Annotated in this window: 15 protein-coding genes and 2 pseudogenes; 3 read left to right on the top strand and 14 right to left on the bottom strand. The window is 69.8% G+C overall.

Annotated features, from left to right (window positions below):
- Nucleotides 1–103 precede the first annotated feature (103 nt).
- The 4 genes from OG226_RS46500 to OG226_RS46485 are packed head-to-tail and all read right to left on the bottom strand — an operon-like array spanning nt 104 to nt 4,195.
- Nucleotides 104–1,054, bottom strand: a complete 951-nt coding sequence (locus tag OG226_RS46500; RefSeq protein ID WP_328685547.1) for a sugar ABC transporter substrate-binding protein — start codon at nt 1,052–1,054, stop codon at nt 104–106.
- 50 nt (nt 1,055–1,104) lie between these two features.
- Nucleotides 1,105–2,118 (bottom strand): ABC transporter permease, encoded by a 1,014-nt coding sequence (locus tag OG226_RS46495; protein WP_329352565.1) that lies wholly within the window; start codon nt 2,116–2,118, stop codon nt 1,105–1,107.
- Nucleotides 2,115–3,617 carry a sugar ABC transporter ATP-binding protein gene (locus OG226_RS46490; RefSeq protein WP_329352563.1) on the bottom strand — a complete coding sequence of 501 codons (1,503 nt, stop codon included), beginning with the start codon at nt 3,615–3,617 and terminating at the stop codon, nt 2,115–2,117. Before OG226_RS46490 ends, OG226_RS46495 begins: the two co-directional genes overlap by 4 nt.
- The gene (locus tag OG226_RS46485; RefSeq protein WP_329353717.1) at nt 3,614–4,195 is read right to left on the bottom strand and encodes a carboxymuconolactone decarboxylase family protein; all 582 of its coding nucleotides are present in this window, start codon (nt 4,193–4,195) and stop codon (nt 3,614–3,616) included. The genes OG226_RS46490 and OG226_RS46485 overlap by 4 nt, the downstream gene beginning before the upstream one ends.
- Nucleotides 4,196–4,429: 234 nt before the next feature.
- On the opposite strand from OG226_RS46485, the gene OG226_RS46480 reads away from it, so the two are divergent.
- The gene (locus OG226_RS46480) at nt 4,430–4,840 is read left to right on the top strand and encodes a cupin domain-containing protein (protein ID WP_329352562.1); all 411 of its coding nucleotides are present in this window, start codon (nt 4,430–4,432) and stop codon (nt 4,838–4,840) included.
- A gap of 178 nt (nt 4,841–5,018) precedes the next feature.
- Here OG226_RS46480 and OG226_RS46475 read toward each other — a convergent pair whose 3' ends face one another.
- The 8 genes from OG226_RS46475 to OG226_RS46440 form a co-directional block, all read right to left on the bottom strand.
- Nucleotides 5,019–6,362 carry an MFS transporter gene (locus OG226_RS46475; protein ID WP_329352561.1) on the bottom strand — a complete coding sequence of 448 codons (1,344 nt, stop codon included), beginning with the start codon at nt 6,360–6,362 and terminating at the stop codon, nt 5,019–5,021.
- 136 nt (nt 6,363–6,498) lie between these two features.
- A complete protein-coding gene (locus tag OG226_RS46470; protein WP_329352560.1) occupies nt 6,499–7,449 on the bottom strand; it encodes a catechol 2,3-dioxygenase in 951 nt (316 codons plus the stop codon).
- Nucleotides 7,430–8,578, bottom strand: a complete 1,149-nt coding sequence (locus OG226_RS46465) for a 4-oxalomesaconate tautomerase (protein WP_329352559.1) — start codon at nt 8,576–8,578, stop codon at nt 7,430–7,432. Before OG226_RS46465 ends, OG226_RS46470 begins: the two co-directional genes overlap by 20 nt.
- Entirely contained in the window at nt 8,575–9,279 is a 705-nt protein-coding gene (locus tag OG226_RS46460; RefSeq protein ID WP_328686628.1) for a 4-carboxy-4-hydroxy-2-oxoadipate aldolase/oxaloacetate decarboxylase, read from the bottom strand. The genes OG226_RS46465 and OG226_RS46460 overlap by 4 nt, the downstream gene beginning before the upstream one ends.
- A gap of 2 nt (nt 9,280–9,281) precedes the next feature.
- Nucleotides 9,282–10,031: a PIG-L deacetylase family protein gene (locus OG226_RS46455; RefSeq protein WP_328685540.1), complete on the bottom strand. Its 750-nt coding sequence runs from the start codon at nt 10,029–10,031 to the stop codon at nt 9,282–9,284.
- A gap of 61 nt (nt 10,032–10,092) precedes the next feature.
- On the bottom strand, nt 10,093–10,743 hold the full coding sequence (locus OG226_RS46450; protein ID WP_329352557.1) for a GntR family transcriptional regulator: 651 nt from the start codon (nt 10,741–10,743) through the stop codon (nt 10,093–10,095).
- 185 nt (nt 10,744–10,928) lie between these two features.
- Nucleotides 10,929–11,666, bottom strand: coding sequence for a tannase/feruloyl esterase family alpha/beta hydrolase (locus tag OG226_RS46445; RefSeq protein ID WP_329352556.1), 738 nt, complete (start codon nt 11,664–11,666; stop codon nt 10,929–10,931).
- A gap of 62 nt (nt 11,667–11,728) precedes the next feature.
- Entirely contained in the window at nt 11,729–12,583 is an 855-nt protein-coding gene (locus OG226_RS46440) for a LysR family transcriptional regulator (RefSeq protein WP_328685537.1), read from the bottom strand.
- A gap of 68 nt (nt 12,584–12,651) precedes the next feature.
- On the opposite strand from OG226_RS46440, the gene OG226_RS46435 reads away from it, so the two are divergent.
- Nucleotides 12,652–13,560: an EamA family transporter gene (locus OG226_RS46435; protein WP_329352555.1), complete on the top strand. Its 909-nt coding sequence runs from the start codon at nt 12,652–12,654 to the stop codon at nt 13,558–13,560.
- Between the two features lie 556 nt (nt 13,561–14,116).
- Here the strand turns inward: OG226_RS46435 and OG226_RS46430 are convergent.
- Complete coding sequence (locus OG226_RS46430; protein WP_328685535.1) at nt 14,117–14,839, bottom strand: response regulator transcription factor; 723 nt, start codon at nt 14,837–14,839, stop codon at nt 14,117–14,119.
- A 333-nt stretch (nt 14,840–15,172) separates the two neighbouring features.
- Between OG226_RS46430 and OG226_RS46425 the strand changes: the two are divergent.
- A pseudogene (locus OG226_RS46425) lies at nt 15,173–15,343 on the top strand (SDR family NAD(P)-dependent oxidoreductase); the annotation flags it as partial.
- 15 nt (nt 15,344–15,358) lie between these two features.
- Here the strand turns inward: OG226_RS46425 and OG226_RS46420 are convergent.
- Nucleotides 15,359–16,276 (bottom strand): annotated as a pseudogene (locus OG226_RS46420) (cytochrome P450); the annotation flags it as partial.
- Nucleotides 16,277–16,302: the final 26 nt, after the last annotated feature.

Here is a 16,302-nt window from a genome sequence, read left to right as displayed (position 1 = left end):
GCGATGTGGCGGACAGGCGGCTCGGACAACAATGAGGCAGGCGTCGCTCCCGGCACCGGACCCCGCTGCTCGAAGCGGTGCGCGTTGCCTCAAGCGGTGCTCGTCACTTCGGGCAGTACTGGGGGGCCTTGCTCAGGTTGTCCTTGGTCACCAACAAAAGAGGAATGTTGGCAATTTTGTCAACCTTTTTCTCGGCCAGCAGACCGACCGCGTTCTTGACCGCGGTCTGTCCGATCGCCATGGCCGAGTTGGCCACGGTGGCGGAGAGCCGGCCGTCCTTGACCGCGGCCAGGCCCTCGTCGGTGCCGTTGACGGTGACGATCTTGACGTCCTTCTTGCCGGCCGCGTCGAACGCCTTGCGGGCGGCCAGGGCCATGTCCTCGGAGGCGACGAACGCGTACTGCAGGTTCGGGTGGGCCTGGATCATGTTCTCCGCGACGTCCTGCGCCTTCACCGGGTTGAACATGCCCGGCTGGTTCGCGACCACCTTCGCGGTGCTGGGCAGCGCCTTGGTGAAGCCGCCCACGAGGAGGTCGGAGGCGGCGCCGGGCGCACCCGCGATCACACCGACCTCGACGCTCTTGCCGCCCGCGTCGGTCGCGACCCAGCCCGCGTCCAGGGCGCCGACCTTGGTGAGGTCCACGACGGCCGCACCGAGGATGTCGTCGACGTCGCTGGTGGCCACGGAGGTCAGGTAGATCGGTATCTTCGCGGCCTTCGCCTTGGCGATGTCGCCCTTCAGCGCGTCCACGTTGACCGTCTGCACGATCAGCGCGCTCACATTGCGCGAGGTCATGTCCTCGATGTTGGACAGTTCGGTGGTGGAATTCTGGTGCGAGTTGGCGGTGAAGACCTTGGCGTTCTCCGTCTTCGCCTCCTGCTCGACCGCTTTCTGGAGACAGCTGTGGAACTCGGTGTCGCCGCCGTTGACGAATCCGAGGGTGACATCGCCGGAACTCCCGCTGTCGTCGCTCGTGCCACAACCGCTCAGTACGAGAGTGGTGCCGGCGAACGCGGCGAGCATGGTTCTGCGGGAACGGAACGAAATTCTCATGGTGAACCGCCTTTGTGGATACAGGATTCGGACGCGGTGAGTGGGACGGGTCAATGCCGTGCGGAACGTGCCTTGTGCATCTCGTTGGCGACGGCCGCGATGAGCAGCACCGCGCCGACGGAGACCGACTGGTAGTTGCTGGAGACCTGGAGCAGGTTCAGCGCGTTGGCGACCACCCCGAGGAGGACCACGCCGAGCGCGGTGCCGACAACCGTGCCGTGGCCGCCGGCCAGGGCGGTGCCGCCGATGACGACCGCGGCGACGGCCTGGAGCTGGAGGGAGAGTCCGCCGGTGCCGGGGCTGCTGCCGCTGAGCCGGGACAGCAGCATCAGGCCCGCGAGGCCGGACAGGGCGCCGGTGAGGGCGTAGAGCGAGAGCTTGCGGGCGGTGACGTTGATGCCGCTGAGCCGGGCCACGTGCTCGTTGCCGCCGATGGCGAAGGCGTCGCGGCCGAACACGGTGAACCGCATGACCAGGGCGGTCGCCATCAGCACGAGGATCGCGACGACCAGCAGGTACGGCACCCCGAGGATCTTGTTGTTGCCGAGGGCGAACATCTTGCTGCCGATGGAGACGCTGACGCTGTCGAGCACGAGCAGGGCGACGCCGTCGAGCAGGGTGGCCGTGGCCAGGGTCGCGACGAAGGGGGCCACGTTCGTGAACGTCACGACCACCCCGTTGACCAGACCGATCAGCGTGGCCAGCACGAGGGTGACGACGACGGTGAAGGCGGTGGAGTGGCCGTGGGCCAGCAACTGCGCCCCGACCGCGGTCGTCACGGCGACGTTGCTGCCCATCGAGAAGTCCATGCCGCCCGCGGTCATCAGCAGCGTGAGTCCGGCCGCGATCACGGCGACGACGCTGACCTGACGCAGGATGTTGATGACGTTCGTGTCGGTCGCGAACGAGTCGGTCCGCATCGAGGTGGCCACGATGACGACGATCAGGACGGCTGTCAGTCCGGTGTGCGGAGCCCGGCGCAATGCCGTCGGCGAGAAGCGCGAACGGGCTTTCCCGGGTGGGTCGTCGACGCCGGGGGCGTCGGGAAGTGTCTTGACGCTCACTGCGGTTGACCTCCGAGGGCGGTGGCGACGAGTTCGTCGTGGGTGATGGCGTCGATGTCGTGCTCGGCGACCGTCCGGCCGGCGCTGACGACGACGACCCGGTCGGCGAGGCGCATGACCTCCTCGGCGGACGAGGAGGCGAGGAGTACGGCGACACCGCGCGAGGCGAGGTCGTCGACGAGAGCGTGGATGTCGGCCATGGCCGCGATGTCGACCCCGTTGGTGGGGTCCTCCAGGAAGCAGGCGACCGGCTCGGTCTGGAGCCACTTGGCGAGCAGCACCTTCTGCTGGTTGCCCCCGGACAGCGCGCCCACCGGCGGGTTCCCGGCGAGCGCGACCACGCCGTAGCTGTGGCGCAACGGGGCTGCCCGGCGGGCGAGTTGGGCCCGTCGGTGCGTCCGGCGGCGGGCGAGGCGGTCACCGGCCAGCATCAGGTTCTCGTCCAGGGACAACTCCGCGACCAGGCCGAGGGCGCGGCGGTCGCCGGTGACGCAGCGCAGACCGCTGGACAGGGAGGCGTGAACTCGGCCGTACGGCACGGGAGTTCCGTCCACGGCGAGTCGGCCGGTGTCGGGACGGCGGCGCCCGGAGAGCAGGTCGAAGAGACGTGACTGCGCGTCCCCGGCCGGTCCGAGCACGGCGACGATCTCGCCCTTGCGTACCTCGACGGTGAAGTCCCGTACGGCCCGGCCGTCGGTGAGGCCGCGCACCGTGAGCCCGATCTCGTCCTTGGGGGCGGGTCGTTGGGACCGCTGCGACACGACGTCCCGGCCGACCATGCTGCGCACGAGACCGGCGGCGTCGAACTCGGCGGCCGGGGCGCTGCGTACGACCGCTCCGTCCCGCAGCACCGTGACGCGGTCGGCGACGGCCAGCACCTCGTCGATGTAGTGCGAGATATAGACGACGGCGACGCCCTCGTCGCGCAGGGTGCGGACCAACTCCCTTATCTGGTGGGCCGCTTCGGCGCTCAGACAGGCGGTCGGTTCGTCGAGGATCAGGATGCGTCCGCCGCGGCGGACCTCGCGGGCCACCTCGACCATGGTCTGCTCGGCGACGGTGAGCGAACCCGCGGTCCGCGTCACGTCGATGTCGATGCCGAGCCCCTCCAATGCCTTGCGCGCCTCGGAGTTGACCGCCCTCCAGCGCACGGCCCCGCCGCGCGTCGGCAGGTCGCCCAGCATCACGTTCTCGGCGACGGTGAGCCCGATCGCCAGCTCCCGGCGCTGGGGCACCGACGCGATACCGAGCCGGCGTGCCCTGCGGACCGTAAGTCCGTGCTGCGCCTGCCCGTTGACCTCGACTGTGCCTGCGTCGGGCTGATGGACCCCCGAAAGGACCTGCACCAGCGTCGACTTGCCGGCCCCGTTCATGCCCATCAGCGCGTGGACCTCGCCGGGGTACAGATCGAGGTCGACGCCCTTGAGGGCAGCCGCGCCACCGAAGCTCTTGGTGATCCCCCGGACGCGAAGTACCGCGCCCTGCCCCGGGGTTGTCACGAGCGTGGCTCGGAACCGACGGAACCGACGGGCCCGTCCGGGGTGAAACGGCCGTAGCCGCGGATGTCCGGGAACGGGGGTTCCTTGTCGGCCTGGAGGTCCACCTGGAAGGTGTTCAGGCACATGCCGAGCATGGTGAAGTTGCCGAGCGCGCCGATGGTGTCGACCAGCCCCTTGGAGCCGAAGTGGTCCAGTGCGGCGGCGAAGGTCTCGTCGGTGACGAAGTGCTCGTCGAGGATCTCGCGGCAGAACCGGTAGAAGGCCTGGTCCGCCTCGTTGTCGAACACGGCCTCGCGCTTCTCGGCGATCGCCTGGACGGCGGCCTCCGGGATGCCGGCCTCGATCGCCTGGTGCACATGGGCGTTCCAGGAGTACTGCGCGTCCCAGTTGCGGGCGGCCATCAGCAGCGTGAGTTCCCGCAGGTGCTTGGGGAGGACGCAGTCGAAGCGGGCGAACGCGCCGAGGGATTCGGCCCGTTCGCACATCTCCGGGCTGTGCAGCCAGACTCGGAAGGGACCACGGACGGCACCGCGCCGGCCGGCTATGCGGGCGGCCAGTTCCTGCTGGCGCGGGTCCATTTCCTCTTCGGTGAGAACGGGGAGCCTCATAGGGCCTGTACCTGCCTTTTCTTTCCGGCGCGTTACGTGCACGGTTCGTGAATCCGTGCGATGCGTGCCGACGGTACAGGCGGGTCCGGGAAGCTCACCCCTCTCGAAATGCAAGGTAAAGCTGCACGCCAGAGGGCACCCATTCCTTCACGCGGGGCCTAACGTCATGCGACGCAGAAGCGTGTGAGCGGAAAGGAAATCCGGATGACCACGATCATCAAGGTCGCGTCCGTGCCCGTGCTCGACCGGGGCGGTGCCGTCGTCACGACGCCTCTCGTCACGACGCCGTCGACGGGCGGGGAGAACCGGATCACCAGTGGGATGAGCGTGTATCCGGTCGGCTCCGGGGCGCCGTTGCACTCGCACAACTGCGACGAGCACGTCACGATCCTGGAGGGCCGTGCGGAGGTGGTGGTCGACGGCGAGGTGACGAAGCTGGAGCGGTACGACACCACCTACGTCCCCTCCCCGATCCCCCACCTGTTCCGGAACATCGGCGACACCCCGCTGCGCATCCTGTGGGTGTACTCGTCGGGGTACGTCACGCGCACCTTCACCGAGACGGGGAAGACGGTGGAACACCTGTCGGCGGAGGACCAGATGGGCAGGGACTGAGGGACACCCTCGTCAACCAGCCCGCGCCTGCGCCCACTTGGGCGGCAGGCGCTTCTTCGTGTCCGGACAGGTCGACATGCTCGGACAGGCCGACGTGTCCACAGACCGACGCCGGCCCCGCATCCGCTGCGGTGGCCGGCGTCGGGTCCCGCCCCTGTCACCCGGGCCGGGGGCGCGGTCAGTGGCTGGCGACCAACTCCTGCTCCGCACCGGCCTGTTCGGTCTGCTTCGAGCTGCGGAGCGCCGCGATGCCGATGAACACCATCGAGGACAGACCGGCGATGGCGAAGGACGTGAAGCCCCAGTCGCCGTTGCCCGAGGCGAGGAGCTGGCCGCCGAGCCACGGGCCGAAGACGGCGCCGAAGCGGCCCATGCCGGAGGTCCAACCGACCGCGGTGGCACGGTTGTCCGGGGTCGAGCGGATCGAGACGGTCGCGTAGATCATCGTCTGGGCGCTGTTGAGGAAGACGCCGGTGAGGAAGACGACCAGCATCGTCACGGCCTGGTTCATGTGGACACCGAGCAGGAAGACACCCACGGCGGTGAGCGCGAACCAGATCGCCGAGATGCGCGGGGCGCCGAAGCGGTCGGCGGCGCGGCCGGCGACGAGCATGCCAACGATGCCGCCGAGGTTGAACACCACGACAAACGTGAGGGCGTTGGCCAGTTCGTAGCCCTCGGCGCGCATCAGGGTGGGCAGCCAGGTGGCGACGCCGTAGACGAGGAGCAGGCCGCCGAAGGAGGCGAGCCAGTACAGCAGGGTCTGGAGCCGTTCGCCGCCGCGGAAGAGGGCGAGCAGGGCGTCCCAGCGGTCGGCCGCGGTCTTCTTGCCTGCCGCGGCGGGCAGTTGGACCTCGAAGCGTTCGGCGAGGGCGTGGGCCTCGTCGGTGCGGCCCTTGGCGACGAGGAAGCTCAGCGACTCGGGCAGGAACTTCAGCAGCACCGGGACGAAGACCAGCGGGAGGACGCAGACCCAGAACGCGGCGCGCCAACCGACCGGCTCCACCAGCCACTTGGCCACGTAGGCGGAGAGGATGCCGCCGGCGTGGTGGGCGGTCATCAGCATGCCGATGGTGAGGGCGGTACGGCCGCGCGGGGCGTAGTCGGAGACCATGCTGATCGCGGTGGGCAGCAGACCGCCGAGGCCGACACCGGCGAGGGTGCGGCCGAGGCCGAAGACCTCGACACTGCCCGAGACCGCGCAGATGCCGGAGGCGAGCGAGAAGAGCGTCACGCAGCCGATCATCAGCTGCTTGCGGCCGATCCGGTCCGCGACCGTGCCCGCGGTGAGGGCGCCGACGAGCATGCCGAAGGTGGCGTAGCTGCCGAGGTCGCCGGCCTGGTCGGCGGTGAGACCGAAGGTCTTCGTCTCCAGCAGGTGCGGCAGCACCGAGCCGTAGATGAACATGTCGAGGCCGTCGAAGAGGACGGCCAGCCAGCACAGACCGATGACCAGGAGGGCCAGCCTGCCGGCGCGCGCGGACAGGGCGGGCGCGGGGGACGGCGAGGGGGAGGAAGACATCGTTGGTTACCTCTCGTACGTGGTGCGCTAGACGCTAAAGAGCCACCCGCTCGATAGTCAACGTTTTTGTCAACAATCTCATCGACAATCGCTCGGGGTGGCTCTCGCGCACCGCTCAGTGGCTTCCGAGCAGCGCTCAGCCGACCGGCGGCGTCCCGTGCGTGTGGAAGGACTCGATGGTCTTCAGGCCCCAGGCCTGCCCCTTCTTCCGCTCCTCCTCGGTCCAGGTGATCAGCGGCCAGTCGGGCGCCAGGACGAGTCGGGTGAGCGGGTTGCACAGCTCGATGCGGTTGCCGCCGGGCTCGTAGACGTAGAGGAAGAACGTCTGCTGAATGGCGTGCTTGTGCGGGCCCGTCTCGATGAACACGCCGGTGTCGATGGCGAGATCGGCCGCGCGCAGGATGTCCTCGCGGGTGTCGGTCGCGAAGGCGATGTGGTGCAGCCGGCCGGTCGAACCGGTCCAGTCCTCGGTGTAGACGACGTCGTACGACTTGTTCGTGTACGTCAGCCAACGCGCCGCGATCCGCCCGCCGTTGAGCCGGATCTGCTCCGTCGGCCTTGCGCCCAGCACCTGTTGCTGGAACTCGGCACTGGACAGCACGTCCGCGGCAAGGAAGTTGATGTGGTCCAACCGCCGTACGCCGACACCCCTGTTGGGCTTGGCCTGCGGCTGGTTCTTCAGGGCCGGCTTCAGCTCGTCGGGGGCCCGGTAGTACTCGCTCTCCCAGTACAGGGCGTGCTCGTGGCCGTCCGGGTCCGTGGTGACGTAGAGCTTGCCGAGGCCGGGTTCGTCCTCGACCCACCTGCCGGCGCCGCCCGCCTCCTCGACCGCCTTGATACGACGCTGGAGCGCCTCCTCGCTGGAAGTGCGCAACGCGAGCCGGCCGAGGCCGGGCTGTGCGCGGGCGGTGAGAACCAGGCTGTGGTGCTCGTAGTCGTCGTAGGTCCGCAGGTAGACGGTGTCGCCGTCCCGGCCGTTGACGGTGAGGCCCAGGTAGTCGGTGAAGAAGGCGACACTGGCGTCCAGGTCCGGGGTGAAGAGCTGGGCGTGGCCGATATGGGCGATGTCACCGAGCGGCGGAGCCATCGTTGCCTCCAAGGGGGCTTGCGGGTACGGGAGTTGGGGCGTTGCGGGTCGGTGCGATGTCGGCGGGCCTGGGGAAGACCGTGCCGTCGAAGATCTTGCGTGCGGTGCGGACGACCGCGGTGCTGCGGACCACGGGAGCGGAGCCCGCCGATCCGGCGTCCACGCTGGTTTCGATGTCCAGGAATCCGCTGGGATGCTCGATGCGAATTCGGTCACTTTGTACGGCGAATTCCGCGATGCCCTCCCCCACCCCGCCGGGGACGAGGAGCCCCGCCGCCACGCTCGCGGCGCCCAGGACGCCGATGGAGGTGTGGCAGCGCACCGGGATGAAGGTGCGGGTCGTCACGGCGCCACCGTCCGTGGGCGGTGCGAGCAGGCTGAGCTTGGGGATCGTGGTGTGCTCGACGTCACCGAGGCCCATCAGCTTTCCGGCCGCCAGGCGGATCTCCCGCAGGCGGGCGGCGAGAGTGGCGTTCTCCTCCAGGTCACTGGGCGTCTCGTACCCCGTGACGTCCAGTGCGACGGCCGGGATCAGGACGACCGGCATGCCGTTGTCGACGCACGTCACCTCGGTGCCGGCGATCACGTCACGGACGCGGCCGGTCGGCAGCAACGGGTTCGCGCCCGGCGGGAATTCGATCACCACGGGTGCGGCCGTGCCGGGCACACCGGAAATCTCCGCGATGCCGGTGTAGCCGACGCGCCCGCCCGGAGTCGGGAAGCGCGCGATCGCCAGTTCCCCGGTGTTGAGCATCCGGATGCGGACGGACGTCTCGCCGTCACCGGGGGCCACGAGCCCCCGTTCCACGGCGAACGGGCCGATTCCGGCGAGGATGTTCCCGCAGTTCTGACGGTCCGTCACCTCGGGGCGGTCGACGGCGACTTGCAGGAACAGGTAGTCGACGTCGGCCTCGGGGTCGGTCGAGGCGGAGACCACGCCGACCTTGCTGGTGAGCGGGTGGGCGCCACCCAGGCCGTCGATCTGGCGCGGGTCGGGGCTGCCCATGACGCGCAGGAGCAGGTCGTCACGTTCGGCCGGGTCGGCGGGGAGGTCCTCGGCAAGGAAGTAGGCGCCCTTGGAGGTACCGCCGCGCATCAGCATGCAGCGGACCTCCGCGGGCCCGGTCACGAGCCGGCTCCGGTGTACTCCTCGTACGACCGGTACTCGACGCCGAGACGCTTGAGGGTGTCTCGCAAACCGTAGCGGTCCAGGCCGAGTTGACCCTCCAGGAAGGCGGCGCGGGTGGCGGCCTCCTTGGCCTCGCGGGCCTCGGACCTCTCGGCGGTCTCGCGGGCCTTCTCCCGCGGGACGACCACCACGCCGTCGTCGTCGGCGACGATCACGTCACCGGGGCGGACGACCTGGCCGTCGATGGCGATCGGCACGTTGACCGAGCCGCCGGTGGCCTTGACGGTGCCCTGGGAGGAGACGGCGCGGGACCAGGCGGCGAAGCCCATGTCGCGGAGTTCCTGGGTGTCGCGGATGCCGGTGTTCAGGACGACTCCGCGCACCCCGCGCTTCCGCAGCGCGGTGGCGAAGAGCTCGCCGAACAGGCCGTCCGTGCACGGGGAGGTGGTGGTGACGACGAGGATGTCGCCCTCGCCGCACTGCTCCACGGCCGCGTGGATCATGAGGTTGTCGCCGGGCCAGCTGAGCACGGTCACGGCGGTGCCCGCGACCCGAACACCCTGCTGGACAGGGCGGATCGACGGTCCGAGCAGACCGGTGCGGCCCATGGCCTCGCTGACGGTGGCCACACCGAAGGCGGCCAGCGCCTCGACGTCCTCGGCGTCCGCCTTCGGGGGGTTGGTGACGATCACGCCGCCCATGGTCATCCCAGCTCCTTCGCGATCTGCGGGTACGGGCGCATGTACGCCTCGGCCATCGTCTTGTGGGCCAGGCCCAGGTTCGGGCCCGCGTTGCGCTTGAGCTGGACACCACGACGGACGGCCAGGTCGGTGTAGTAGTCCCACAGGTGCTGCTGGGCGCCGAGGCACTCCATCGCCTTGCGCTTGGTATCCCAGACCTCGGTGATGTCGAGGAGGACCTCGGGCTTGAAGCCGCTCATCTCGGGCTGGTGCGGCTCGAAGTAGAAGACCGGCGGGGCGCCGATGATCTCGCCCTCGCCGGGATAGCCGATGGCCTGCGCGAGGACGCGGGCCTCCAGCGCCATCCGGTTGGCGGCCGGGTGGTCGCCGTTGTACGGGTCCTCGGCGGGGTGGGTGAGCACGACGTCGGGCTGCGTGGCGCGGTAGACCTCGACGAGTTTGTCGGTCAACTCGGCGGTGGCGACCAGGGGATAGTCGCCCGCGTCGAAGAAGCGGACCTCGGCGCCGAGGGTGGCCGCGGCACGCTCGGCCTCGTCCCGGCGCATCGCCTTGATCTCGTCCAGCTTCTTGCCCTCGCGCCAGGCCTTCGCGGACTCGCCGCGCTCGCCGAAGGTCAGACAGGCGATGGTGACCTTCTCGCCGCGGGCGGCGGCCAGGGCGATGGCACCGCCCGCCCGCCAGACGAAGTCCCCGGCGTGCGCCGTGACGACGAGTGTCGATCGTGGGGGGGCGGGCGCGTTGCCGTGCGTCATGACTCGAATCTCCTTGATGGACAGGTGTGCGCCCGCCCCAGGCGTGCCGATGCGCCGCGCGTCAGTCGCGCAACGCCTCGATCACACTGGTGAGATGGGCGCGGACGGCCGCCTCGGCCGCCTCGGGGTCCCTGGCCGTGATCGCCTCGATCATCGCCAGATGCTGACTCAGGGACTGCTGCGGACGCCCCGGTCGCAGCGCCAACTGAAAGCGGTGCCGCACCAGTTGGGCGTTGAGCCGCTCCAGCAGGGACACGGCCGTCTGCTGGCCGGAGAACTCCCGTACCTTGTAGTGGAGTTCGCTGTTGAGCTCGGAGTAGGTGACCGGCTCGCCGTCGGCCACGGCCTTGGTCATGGCCCGGCCCAGGTCCACCAGTTCGGTCAGCTGCTCGTCGCTGGCCGCGACGGCCGCCTTGGCCGCGCACAGTCCCTCCAGGACCATGCGGCACTCCGTGATCGCGACCGCTTCCTCCACGGTCACCACCCGCACCCGGGACCCCCGGTTGCGGATCCGCTCCACCAGTCCCTCGGCCGCCAGATCGATCAGCGCCGCCCGGATGCTGGCCCGCGTCACATCGAACTGCTCGGCGAGTTCGTTCTCCACCAACCGCTGCGCCGGTGCCATGTCGCCCTGCAGGATCGCCTGCCGCAGCTGCGTGAGCGCATGCTGCTTGGCCTGCTCCCCGGTGCTCGGACGGGCTTCTTTCGGCATCGTTGCCCTCCCTGAGTGAGTGCCTGTCGAACCTAAATCTAGCCAAACAAGATTGTCAACAATTTTGTCCGCCGTATTGCACGCATAGCTCCGCCCATACTTACCGCAGACACGCCCCTGCCCGCCCATGGACCGGCCAGGGGCGGGCAGGGGACAGCGAATTTCTACGACTTTCTCATGCTTGCCTACGACTCGTGGCGGCTACAGCTCAGCGACTTGCCGTCCTTCGTCTCGCACCACTCCTGGTAGCCCGAGGTGAAGGAGCCCGCCCACTTGTAGTGGTCGTCGGGCAGCTTGTCGGGCGTGTAGGCGCGGTAGTTGGCCGCGTCCTTCTTGTCCCCCGAGCCGTCGTAGGCGACGAGTTGCGGGTACGGGTAGACGGGCCGGGTGTATTCGACGGTGGGCGCGGTGCTGCCGGCACCCGCGGAAGCCTCGGTGTTCTTGGGGGCGCAGCCGGTCGAGGCGGCGGGCTGGGCGCTGCCGCCGACCATGCCGCAGTAGCCGCCGCACCCCTCCTGCAGGTAGCGCTGCCGGTACGTCTTCGTCGGCAGCCGCAGTTCGAACTGGATCTGCGGGGCGACGGTGCCCTTGACGTCGCAGTACTCGTACTCGTAGGCGTTCGCGTCGCCCTTGGCCACCACGCTCGCCGAGGCCACGGACGTCGCCGCGTCGTCGAGCGCGCCGAAATCCTTCCGCAGCAGCTCGGTGCAGGAGATCTTCGGCTTGCTGACCGGCAGGTTCTTGCCCACGTCACCGCTGGCGGTGGGACGGGTGGACACCTTGGTGACGTGCGCGCTCGCGTCGGCGTCCGCCGAGAACGTGTCGGGCAGCAGCGCGAGGCCGGTGACGAGGGCCGCGACGACGACGGCCACCAGGATGACGATCCTCGTCCGCTTCGACGAGTGGGCATGACCAGGGCTCATGCTGTCAGCGTCGAGTCGGCCCCCGGCGGAGGCCGCCGCCCGGGGCCACCCGGGTGACGGACTCAGGCCTCGCGGTAGAGCGTGGTGAGCAGTTCCAGTACGGCCTGGGTGGCGGGGTGCGGGTCGTCCTTCCACCAGGCGAGCCGTACGGCGACCGGCTCGCTGTCGCGCACCGGGCGGTAGACGACTCCGGGCCTCGGGTACTGGTTTGCGGTCGACTCCGCGGTCATGCCGACGCTGCGGCCGGTGGCGATCACGGTGAGCCAGTCGTCCACGTCATGCGTGTCCTCGGTGGCCGGGCGGGAGTCGGGCGGCCACAGGTCGGCGGTCGTCGTGCCGGTACGACGGTCGACGAGGAGGGTGCGCCCCGCCAGGTCGGCCAGCCGGACCGAACGGCGGCGGGCGAGGGGGTCGTCGGAGGCCATCGCGCACAGCCGCCGCTCCAGCCCGACGATGGCCGACTCGAACCGCCGGTCGTCCAACGGCCTGCGGACCACGGCGAGTTCGCAGGCACCCTCCCCGAGGCCCGCGGTGGCGGAGTTGACGCGTACCAGGTGCAGGTCGGTCTCCGGGTGCGTCCTGCTCCAGCGGCGCTGGAAGGGCAGCGTGTGCCGGCCGAGCGCCGACCAGGCGTAGCCGATGCGCAGATGGGCGTGGCCCGAGGCGACCTCACGGACCAGGTCGTCGACCTCGCCGAGCACCCGCCGGGCGTGCGCGACCACCCGCAGCCCGGTGCTCGTCGGGGTCACCGCCCGCGAGGTGCGCCTCAACAGCCGTACGCCCAAGGCGCGTTCGAGCGAGGCGAGGGTGCGGGAGACGGCGGCCTGGGAGACGCCGAGCGTGGCGGCGGCGTCCGTGAAGGTGCCCTCGTCGACGATCGCGACGAGACACCGCAGCTGCCTCAACTCCATATCCATGACTCAAGCGTATAGATCGTCCCGTCCTTGCATTTTGCGCAAGTGTCAAACGGGCGCACGATCGGAGCATGCCCGAAGTCGCCCCCGCACGCGCCGCCGCCTCAACTCCCCTGCCCGCCAGGGAACTTGTCACCCCGCAGCCGACCCGGGTGGGCCTCGTCGGGGTCGCCACCATGGCCGGCAGCGGTCTGTCCAACCAGCTCGGTGCGGCGATCGGCTCCCTCGCCTTCCCGGTCATCGGGCCCGTGGGGGTCGTCGCGGTGCGCCAGTACGTCGCCGCGGTCGTCCTGTTCGCCGTGGGCAGGCCCCGGTTGCGGGAGTTCACCTGGCGGCAGTGGTGGCCTGTGCTGCTGCTGGCCGTGGTGTTCGGGACGATGAACCTGTCCCTGTACACCGCCATCGACCGTGTCGGCCTCGGTCTGGCGGTGACGCTGGAGTTCCTGGGTCCGCTGTCCATCGCGCTGGCCGCGACCCGCCGTCGCGTGGACGCCTGTTGTGCGCTGATCGCGATGGCGGGCGTGGTGACGCTGATGCGGCCACGCCCCTCGGCCGACTATCTGGGCATGGGGCTCGGGCTGCTGGCCGCCGCGTGCTGGGCGTCGTACATCCTGCTCAACCGGACCGTCGGGCGGCGCGTCCCCGGGGCGCAGGGCCCGGCGGCCGCGGCCGGCGTGTCCGCGCTGATGTTCCTGCCGGTCGGGATCATCGTCGCGGTCCGGCACCCGCCGACCCTGACGGCTGCCGCGTGTGCGGTGGCGGCCGGGGTGCTGTCGTCGGCGGTGCCCTATCTGGCGGATCTGTTCACGCTACGCCGGGTGCCGGCTCCGGCCTTCGGGCTGTTCATGAGCGTCAATCCCGTGCTCGCCGCCGTGGTCGGCTGGATCGGCCTGGGGCAGCGGCTGGGCTGGGCGGAGTGGGCGGGCATCGGTGCCGTCGTGGCCGCGAACGCGCTGAGCATTCTCACGTCCAGGGACTGAACAGCAGAGGCCCGCCCACCCTTGTCACTCGGCCAGGACGTCCCGCATGTCGCTGTCCTCCCGCCATTGCCTGAGCAGCGCGTGGAACTCGATGGGGCCGCCGCCGTACGACTCGCTGCGTGCGGAGGGCTTGCCATCGTTGTTGTATTGGCTTGCTCTCTCTGTTGGAGCAGGGAGATTCTGGCCTTCCGGTCCGGTGCTCTGCCGCTTTGCGGCACGGGCTCCGGACCGGATTCCGTGGCTTCCTGCTTCGTCGCGCTGTGCCGGAACCGAAGGTTCTGGTCTCGAGGGTGAGTGAGGCGTAGTGCCCGGCCATGCTGGAGACGGCGACGAGCGTCGACGCTGTCGCCATGAACCGGACAGAGATGTCAGGAACGGTCAACTCAGTTGCATTGCACGCGAGTTGACCGACGCTGACGTGACACCGTCGACCCCCGAACGCGACGAGAAAAGGGCGGCGCCACGTCACCGTGACATCGCCTCGCACCCCGCTTCACAGGGTGCCCATATTTGCTCCGCGAATCCCTTGCAACTCCCCGGCGGGGCACCCGCGCGCTCACGCCTCGCCGGCCGCCCGTCCGAGCCAGTAGCCGAAGCCCCGGCGGGTATGGATGAGTGCCGCGCCTTCCTGGTCCACCTTGCGGCGGAGGCGGGAGACGAGCTGCTCCATCGCGTTGTCGCCGCGGAAGTCGCCCCAGACGTAGCGGCTGATCTGCTCCTTGGACAGCACCTTGTGCGCGTTGACGAGGAGGTGGCGCAGCAGCCGGTACTCCGCGGGCGTGAGATCGAGGGTGCGCCGGCCGCGCCGCGCCTGACAGGTGGTGTCGTCGAGCACGAGGTCGGCGTAGTGCAGCGCGCCGTCGCGTCCGCCTCCCCGGCCGCGCAGTAACACCTGGATACGGGCGAGCACTTCGGCGATCCGGAAGGGCTTGGTGACGTAGTCCCGCTCCCCCGCGCCCAGTTCGGGCAGCAGCTTGTCGAGAGCGTCCCAGCCGGTGAGCAGGAGGACGGGCGGGCGGTGCGTGACGAGTCGGCGGCCCTGCGCGAGGGCGTCCATCTCGGGCAACTCCGCGTCGATGACGACCAGTTCGAACCGCTGCTCCGCGAGCCGGGACACCACCTCGGTGCCGTTGCCGGCCGTCCTGATGTGGTAGCCCGCCAACTCCAGTGTCGTGGAGAGGAGTTCGGCGTTGTCCGGCTCGTCCACGGCGACGAGCAGATGCTGCCCGCCACCGCGGGCGGGTGATCGTGTCTCACTGATGCTGTCGTACGTGGACATGAGCGTCACCCTACAGTCCTGCTTGCCTGACTCAAGCAATATGCATTCGATTGCTTGACTCAAGTAAGTCGGATATGCTTGCCTAACTCAAGGAAGCCCGCCCCAAGTGCGGGCCGACAGGAGTCAGGAGCACAGCTGAGCCCTGGCTCACCAGAGCCGGGGCCGCCTTGAGCAGAAGGCGGCCCCCGCGCCGAACCCGTGGGGACGGGGGTCGGCGCCGTCCCGGACCCGGTCGCCGGCCACTCCCCCAGATCGGCGCCGGGTCCGCGGACGAACCCTCTCCCCCACCTCGGGACGACCGCGGCCGACCCGCGCAGAACCAAGGAGTACGCCATGCACGGCATCGGCCTTCAAGGGCGCAGTGTCGTCGTCACCGGGGCGGGGTCCGGGATCGGACGGGCCGCCGCGCTGCAGTTCGCCCTCGCGGGTGCCGAGGGCGCGGTGGCGGACCAGGACCGGCCGGGCGCCGAGCGGACGGTCGAGGAGATCGAGCACGACGGGGGTTCCGCCGTGCGCGTCGTCGATGTCCTCCAGGGCCACTCGGCGCCGTCCGTCGTGCGGGATGTTGAGGTACCGCAGGAGTTCCTCGACCGCCGAGACGACCAGCTCGGGATCGTCCGTGTCCCGCAACAGGGCGAGCTGGTCGGGGTGTTCGAGGAGGGCGAGGGTCCCCAGGGCGATCATGTGGGCGGTCGTCTCATGGTCGGCCGCGAGGAGCAGCACGCCCATGCGGGCCGCCTCCGAGCTGGTCAGTTCGCCCGACTCGATTCGCGCGACCAGCCCCGACAGCAGGTCCTGGGCGGGATTGGCCGCCTTCGTGCCCAGCAGGCTGTCGAGGTACTCGATCAGCCGTGCGCCGGCGACCATCCGCTCCTCGGTGGACGCGTCCCGCCTAATGAGGGTGCTGCTGTTCTCCTGGAAGAAGTCGTGGTCGCCGTACGGCACTCCGAGCAGTTCGCAGATCACCAGCGCGGGCACGGGCAGCGCGAACGCCTGCACCAGATCGACGGGGTCGGGGCCGGCCAGCAGGTCGTCGATCAGGTTGTCCACGATCTTCTGGACGGCGGGGCGCAGGGCGTCCATCCGCTTGATGGCGAACGGCGCGGTGACCATCCGGCGCAGCCGGGCCTGTTCGGGGTCGTCCATCAGGATGCAACTGGCGGTGTTCTCGCCGGTGAACGCGATCTGGCCCGGGCAGCCGGGGCCGGTGACGTCGGCGCTGACCCTCGGGTCCAGGAGCAGCGTCCGCTGGTCGGCGTACCGGGTCACCAGCCAGGGGTTGCTGCCGTCCCACAGGCGGACCCGGGTGAGCGGCCGCTCCTGCTGTTCGGTACGCAGCCGGGGCGGCGGGTCGAAGGGACAGGCCGCGGCCCTGGGCATCGGGAACAGGGCGATGTCGGTGGGGAGTCGGTCGACAGCGTTCGGCGTGGGGGGCATCGATTCACCGCTTCTCCGCTCGTACG

The organism is Streptomyces sp. NBC_01261 (genome assembly GCF_036226385.1).
GTDB lineage: Bacteria > Actinomycetota > Actinomycetes > Streptomycetales > Streptomycetaceae > Streptomyces.
Note: the sequence above shows the minus strand (reverse complement) of the source record. Positions and strands in the feature narration are given on the sequence as shown.

Bases quoted from the DNA above. Each gene is read 5' to 3' on its own strand.
- OG226_RS46500 (WP_328685547.1), bottom strand. From the start codon at position 1,054: ATGAGAATTTCGTTCCGTTCCCGCAGAACCATGCTCGCCGCGTTCGCC.
- OG226_RS46485 (WP_329353717.1), bottom strand. From the start codon at position 4,195: ATGGACCCGCGCCAGCAGGAACTGGCCGCCCGCATAGCCGGCCGGCGC.
- OG226_RS46480 (WP_329352562.1), top strand. From the start codon at position 4,430: ATGACCACGATCATCAAGGTCGCGTCCGTGCCCGTGCTCGACCGGGGC.
- OG226_RS46475 (WP_329352561.1), bottom strand. From the start codon at position 6,362: ATGTCTTCCTCCCCCTCGCCGTCCCCCGCGCCCGCCCTGTCCGCGCGC.
- OG226_RS46470 (WP_329352560.1), bottom strand. From the start codon at position 7,449: ATGGCTCCGCCGCTCGGTGACATCGCCCATATCGGCCACGCCCAGCTC.
- OG226_RS46460 (WP_328686628.1), bottom strand. From the start codon at position 9,279: ATGGGCGGCGTGATCGTCACCAACCCCCCGAAGGCGGACGCCGAGGAC.
- OG226_RS46455 (WP_328685540.1), bottom strand. From the start codon at position 10,031: ATGACGCACGGCAACGCGCCCGCCCCCCCACGATCGACACTCGTCGTC.
- OG226_RS46450 (WP_329352557.1), bottom strand. From the start codon at position 10,743: ATGCCGAAAGAAGCCCGTCCGAGCACCGGGGAGCAGGCCAAGCAGCAT.
- OG226_RS46445 (WP_329352556.1), bottom strand. From the start codon at position 11,666: ATGAGCCCTGGTCATGCCCACTCGTCGAAGCGGACGAGGATCGTCATC.
- OG226_RS46440 (WP_328685537.1), bottom strand. From the start codon at position 12,583: ATGGATATGGAGTTGAGGCAGCTGCGGTGTCTCGTCGCGATCGTCGAC.
- OG226_RS46435 (WP_329352555.1), top strand. From the start codon at position 12,652: ATGCCCGAAGTCGCCCCCGCACGCGCCGCCGCCTCAACTCCCCTGCCC.
- OG226_RS46430 (WP_328685535.1), bottom strand. From the start codon at position 14,839: ATGTCCACGTACGACAGCATCAGTGAGACACGATCACCCGCCCGCGGT.